Origin of the sequence: Caballeronia terrestris (assembly GCF_001544515.1) — a bacterium.
Lineage (GTDB): Bacteria > Pseudomonadota > Gammaproteobacteria > Burkholderiales > Burkholderiaceae > Caballeronia > Caballeronia terrestris.
Window position 1 is genome coordinate 1 of record NZ_FCOL02000149.1, and the last position, 6,016, is coordinate 6,016.

A 6,016-nucleotide genomic window follows, 5' to 3' on the forward strand; every position below is an offset into this window, starting at 1 on the left:
CCGAGATCGATATACGACAGGATCTTTTCGAGTTGCTCCTGCGATGCCTGCGCACCGATCATCGTCTTCGAGTCGAGCGGATGCCCCTGGTTGATCGCCGCGACGCGCTTCAACGCCCGTTCCATGAATCGGTCGTAAATCTTCTCTTCGACCAGCACGCGCGACGGACACGTGCACACCTCGCCCTGATTCAGCGCGAACATCGCGAAGCCTTCGAGCGCCTTGTCGAAGAAGCTGTCGTCTTCGTTCATCACGTCGGCGAAGAAGATATTCGGGCTTTTGCCGCCCAATTCGAGCGTCACCGGAATCAGGTTCTGGCTTGCGTACTGCATGATGAGGCGACCGGTCGTCGTCTCACCGGTGAACGCGATCTTCGCGATGCGCTTGTTCGACGCCAGCGGCTTGCCTGCTTCCAGCCCGAAGCCGTTCACCACGTTCAGCACGCCCGGCGGCAACAAATCCTGGATCAGTTCGATCAGCACCAACAGCGAGGCGGGCGTCTGCTCGGCGGGTTTCAGCACCACGCAGTTGCCTGCGGCGAGCGCCGGAGCGAGTTTCCACGTCGCCATCAGGATCGGGAAATTCCAGGGAATGATCTGCCCGACCACGCCCAGCGGTTCATGGAAGTGATACGCGACGGTGTCCTCGTCAATCTGTGAAAGCGAGCCTTCCTGCGCACGCGCACAGCTTGCGAAGTAGCGGAAGTGATCGACGGCGAGCGGGATGTCGGCGGCCATCGTCTCGCGCAGCGGCTTGCCGTTGTCGATGCTTTCAGCCACCGCGATGCGCGCGAGGTTCGCCTCGATGCGATCGGCGATCTTGTTGAGGATGTTCGCGCGATCCGTCGACGAGGTCTTGCCCCACGATGTCTTCGCCTTGTGCGCGGCATCGAGAGCAAGTTCGATATCGGCTTCGCGCGAACGCGGAATCGACGTGAACGGTTCGCCCGTGATCGGCGAGATGTTGTCGAAGTATTCGCCGCCTAGCGGCGCAACCCACTTGCCGCCGATGAAATTGCCGTACTGCTTCTTGAAAGGGAATTCGGTGTTCAGGAACTGCATCTCGGCGTGATTCATGTGTGCTCCTCGCATATCGTTTGAATGACCGACGCGGCTTTGCTTACCGCACCGGTCATTGCTGCTTGCGAGTTCCGTGCCATCGGCTTCAGCTCAACGCCGGCGCGGCTTGGGCGCTTTTCCGTCGCGCGAGCACACTGTCTCACTCCGACACAGCCGCCTGGGAGTGTCCCGAAATGGAACAGTCTCAGGACTTGTTCAACAGTTCGATCATCGCGATCGCCGCCGTCGGATTGAGCGCCTTGAAGCCGCTGATCACGTAGAGGAAGACATCGCGCGGCGTTTCCTTCGCGGGCGGCTTCGCAACCGTCTCGATCCCCGCCGGTGCACCGCCCGACGACCACGTGCGCGCGCGCTCGATCCAGGCATCGAGCTGCTTCTTCGCGTAACCCAGGCGCTGCCCTTCTTCCGTGCCCATGATGCGCGCGTAGACGAACGGCGCGGTCGGGTCCGCGATCTGCGGATACTTCGAATCCCCCGCGATCACGATCGCCACGCCGTACTTGCGGGCGAGCGCGACGAACGCCTCGTCGCGGAAACTCTCGTGCCGCACCTCGACCGCATGACGGATCGCGCGCCCCTCGACGCTCGTCGGCAGCAGCTTCAGGAAGCCTTCGAAATCGTCGGCATCGAATTGCTTGGTCGGGGCGAACTGCCAGTTGACGGGGCCTAGCTTGTCCTTGAGTTCCAGCACGCCGCTCGCAAAGAAGCGGTCGATGGAATCGCCGGCTTCGGAGAGCACGCGCCGATTCGTCGCGTAGCGCGGCGCCTTCAGCGAGAACACGAAATCGTCGGGCGTCTCGTCGTGCCATTTCACGAATGTCGCAGGCTTTTGCGAACCGTAGAACGTGCCGTTGATTTCGATTGTCGTCAGTTGGCGGCTCGCGTATTCGAGTTCTTTCTTTTGCGCGAGCCCTTCCGGATAAAACGCACCGCCGCGCCACGGCTCGAACGTCCAGCCGCCGACGCCGATCCGGATTGCTGCCGTCTTGTTCTTGCGGGTTGCCATCGAAGGACCTCATCTATTTTCGGGTCGCGTACCAGTTTAGCGAATTGCGGCACGGGCGCTCGTGTGAGGCATTGTGCAAGGTTCGGTCCTGGATCGCGGCCCGACTCGCGGGCCTGATCCGCAGGACGAAACGTTCTAGCGCCCCGGCGCGGCAGGCGATACGGTCGATAAAAATCTTGGCTCGCAAGACGGAATGACTAAACTGTAGATCAGACCAATCCGACCCCATCCTGCGCCGATGAGCACGCCATGAAACGTCCGAGCCGCCGTTTAGCCGTGCGGGAAAGCCGTTCGTGATGCGCGCGGTCGCGCTTTTCGTCGTGCTTCTCGCCGCCGCGCTGCCCGCGCACGCCATCACGATATGGATCATCGCGGGTCCGACCGATCCCACGGCCGCCGGGATCGCGAAAAAGGCCGGGCCGCTCTACCGCGCCGTGCCGGACGGTTTCGTCATCCAGACCGCCGATTGCGGCGACAACCAGAACGTCTTCATGTGGATCGGCGCGACGGCCAACGCCGACAAGCCCGCCCTCGCCGCGCGCCTGCGCATCCGCCAGGCCGTGCCCGACGCATACATGCGCGCTTGCAAGGTGCGCCCCGGTTCGCTGCTGGCGCTGCGCACGAGCGTCGTCGACCGTTCGATCGGGCTTCTGCCCGACAATGCGCGCAACTGGGAACCCGGCGATCGCCTGTCGCTCCTGCGCCCGCTGCCCGATGGCCGGAGCCTGATCATCGTGCGCTACTTCGCCAACGATTCCGCCGATCCATTCGGTGGCAAGCGCGAGCGCGTCGTGTTCGTGAACCGCTCCGGCAAGCGCGTCGTGCTGGACAACGACTGCGTCGAACCCTCCGATGCGGTGACGCAGCACGGATACGTCGCGTTCGAATGCGTGCGGGGGCTTGCGTCGGACAACGTCGTACACGGCGTACCCGTATTCGACGACGCCGGCACGAAGCTCTTCGAAGCGCGCCGCTGCCGCGACCCGAAGTTCACGGGCGAACGCGTACTCACATGCGACGACGAGCAGGTCGGCGCGGACGGCAAGCTGGAGTTCAGAAAACGCCGCATCGCGGTGGAAAGCGGCAACGATCTGAGGTAGCCGATTGTTTCATTTTTCGTGACAAAAACGGTCAATGAGACGAATACGCGAACTTCGTATAATCGATTGATCAGCGTCCCGGGGCGGTTCATCTTCCTCGCCACGCTTTCACGCTTCACGTCGCGCGGAGGTCGTCACATGAATCTCGAACGCTTTAAAGCAGGCGCGGATCCGGAACGGCGCAACAAGGTGCGGGTGGCGCTCGCCGCCGTCGGCACGCTGGCGGCGGTGTTCGGCATAGGCATCGCGGTGAACGGGCTGCTCGAATTCAACCGGCAAAAGGTGATCGTCGGCGTGTGCGTGATCGTCTTCTCGACGGTCCTCTACGTCGCGATGCTCTGGCGGGCGCGCTAGTTTTTCTATCACGTTGTGAGCGATCGATGCGCCGGCGTCAGCACGCCTGATCCTCATCCATTCATGACGAAAGTGCCCTGATTCAGGCGCTTTTCGTATCAATATGCGTTGCGCTCGGGCGTCGGCATCAGGGTCTTTCCTGCCCTCCGCATGCCGAACCGAGGCGCGACTTTATGTCACAATGCAATATATCTCAAAATTCTGAGCGGCGTAGCTGCGTCGGCTCGACTCAACTTATCGATGCGCTCCGTCCTCGTCCGCTGGCTCGCCAGCTTCGCTCCCGCGCCGGTCTCCGTCAGATGGTCCGAACGTTTTCGCTCGTGCCTCGGGGCGTTGATAGGCATCGCGTTCACCGGCGGGACGATGCACCTGCTGCTCGGCCCCGCAGCGAACATCCCGCTGCTCGTCGCGCCGATGGGCGCCTCCGCCGTTCTCCTCTTCGCCGTGCCCGCGAGCCCGCTCGCACAGCCGTGGTCGATCATCGGCGGAAACCTCGTCTCGGCGACCGTCGGTGTCGCGTGCGCGACCTGGATCGCCGATCCCGTCGATGCCGCCGCGCTCGCCATCGCCCTCGCGATCTGCGCGATGTTCGCGTGTCGCTGCGTGCATCCGCCGTCGGGCGCAGTGGCGCTCACCGCCGTGCTCGGCGGGCCGTCGATCCATGCGCTCGGTTTCGGCTTCGTATTCGAGCCGGTCATGGTGCAATCGGTCGCGCTGCTGTCGGCGGCGATCGTGTTTCATGCGCTGACGGGGCATCGCTATCCGCACGTCGCGGGACAAGTTGCGGGCAAGAGCGGCGCGCCGGCGAATACCGGGAACCCCGGCTTCACGCGCGCCGATCTCGAACTCGTGCTCGCGCGGCGCAGTGAAATGCTCGACATCGATCCGGCCGATTTTGAATCGGTCGTGAACGAAGCGCAGTTGCAGGCGTACATCCGCAGCTTCGGCGAGCTGACCTGCACGGACATCATGTCCCGGCCGGTGGCATCGATTTTCGCGACGACGACCGCCGCCACCGCCGCCGATCTCTTGAGCCGCCGCGCGGTGAAGGCTTTGCCAGTGGCCGATGCGGAAGGTCACGTGATCGGCATCGTGACGCGGGCGGACCTCGCGGGCGATGCGTCCGCTGGCCCGCTCGGCACGCTGCTGCGGGCGCCGGCCCGCTGGCTCGCTGGCGACGATGGCTCGCCACCGCTCGTCGGCGCGCTGATGACGACCGACGTCTGCACGGTCAGCAGCGCGACGCCGATCGCCGAACTCGTGCCGCTTTTCGCGAACTACGGCCATCACCACATTCCGGTGATCGACAAGGATCGGCGGCTCGTCGGGATGATCACGCAAGCGGACCTGATCGCGGGCCTGTACCGGCAGACGCAGGCGCAACGGCTGCACGCCGCCGCCTGAACCGGCATCGCCAAAAGTAGTGCTGTCGCGCCGATTTATATCATTTTATGATACATTTTCGATCTTGCTTATTTTCGGGGCGTCAACATGAAAGAGCTCGTTCGCGGATCGACCCGCAACCTCACGAAGAAAGATTTCGAGCAACTGTCCGAGTTTCGCTACCAGATGCGGCGCTTCGAGCGTTTCTCCGAGAACGCCGCGCAGGGCGAAGGCATCACGCCGCTGCAATATCTGCTGCTGCTGCATATTCGCGGCTATCCCGGCCGCGACTGGGCGACCATCGGCGAACTGGCCGAGCGGTTGCAGTCGCAGCATCACGGCGTCGTCGCGCTGGTGACGCGCTGCGAAGCGCTCGATCTCGTGCGGCGCCAGGTCAGCGAAACGGATCGGCGGCAAGTAGAGGTGCATCTGCAGAAAGCCGGCGAACAGGTGCTCGCGCGGCTCGCGCAACTGCATCGCGCGGAACTGAAATCGCTGCAAGGCGCCTTCCGCGTGCCTCAAATCGACTACTGAACCGCCATGAGCCTTCATTCGACCCAGCGCGACTTCGCCGCGAACGCCCGGCTGCCCGGCATTTCCGCGCTCGCCGCCGTGATCGGCGCCGTCGCCACGCTCGCCGCGTTCGTGCTGCTCTCCCTCATCCATCTGTTCACCAACCTCTTTTTCTTCGGCAGCTTTTCGTTCGCGGACCGCTCGCCCGCTGACAACACGCTCGGACTCTGGGTGATCGTCGTGCCGGTTATCGGCGGGCTCATCGTCGGGCTGATGGCGCGCTTCGGTTCCGAGAAGATTCGCGGCCACGGTATCCCCGAAGCGATCGAGGCGATCTTGTTCGGCAAAAGCCGCATGTCGCCGAAAGTCGCGGTGCTGAAACCGCTGTCGTCGGGGATTGTGATCGGCAGCGGCGGGCCGTTCGGTGCCGAAGGCCCGATCATCATGACGGGCGGCGCGCTCGGCTCGCTGATCGCGCAATGCGTGAAGGTCACCGCCGCGGAGCGCAAGACGCTGCTCGTCGCCGGAGCGGCCGCGGGCATGACGGCCGTGTTCGGCACGCCCGTCGCCGCCGTGCTGCT

Annotated in this window: 7 protein-coding genes; 5 read left to right on the forward strand and 2 right to left on the reverse strand. The window is 63.7% G+C overall.

Features of this window, described 5'->3' with window-relative positions:
* On the reverse strand, positions 1–1,076 hold a 1,076-nt coding region (gene adh / locus AWB67_RS34045), incomplete at its 3' end, for an aldehyde dehydrogenase (protein WP_125477808.1).
* 187 nt (positions 1,077–1,263) lie between these two features.
* Positions 1,264–2,085: a DUF72 domain-containing protein gene (locus tag AWB67_RS34050; protein WP_087660373.1), complete on the reverse strand. Its 822-nt coding sequence runs from the start codon at positions 2,083–2,085 to the stop codon at positions 1,264–1,266.
* A gap of 293 nt (positions 2,086–2,378) precedes the next feature.
* On the opposite strand from AWB67_RS34050, the gene AWB67_RS34055 reads away from it, so the two are divergent.
* The 5 genes from AWB67_RS34055 to AWB67_RS34075 form a co-directional block, all read left to right on the forward strand.
* Positions 2,379–3,185, forward strand: a complete 807-nt coding sequence (locus tag AWB67_RS34055) for a hypothetical protein (protein ID WP_125477809.1) — start codon at positions 2,379–2,381, stop codon at positions 3,183–3,185.
* Between the two features lie 138 nt (positions 3,186–3,323).
* Positions 3,324–3,539, forward strand: a complete 216-nt coding sequence (locus AWB67_RS34060) for a DUF2964 family protein (protein WP_087660375.1) — start codon at positions 3,324–3,326, stop codon at positions 3,537–3,539.
* 240 nt (positions 3,540–3,779) lie between these two features.
* The gene (locus AWB67_RS34065; RefSeq protein WP_087660376.1) at positions 3,780–4,943 is read left to right on the forward strand and encodes an HPP family protein; all 1,164 of its coding nucleotides are present in this window, start codon (positions 3,780–3,782) and stop codon (positions 4,941–4,943) included.
* Between the two features lie 87 nt (positions 4,944–5,030).
* Positions 5,031–5,456 carry a MarR family winged helix-turn-helix transcriptional regulator gene (locus AWB67_RS34070; protein WP_087660377.1) on the forward strand — a complete coding sequence of 142 codons (426 nt, stop codon included), beginning with the start codon at positions 5,031–5,033 and terminating at the stop codon, positions 5,454–5,456.
* A 6-nt stretch (positions 5,457–5,462) separates the two neighbouring features.
* On the forward strand, positions 5,463–6,016 hold a 554-nt coding region (locus tag AWB67_RS34075), incomplete at its 3' end, for a chloride channel protein (RefSeq protein ID WP_143328445.1).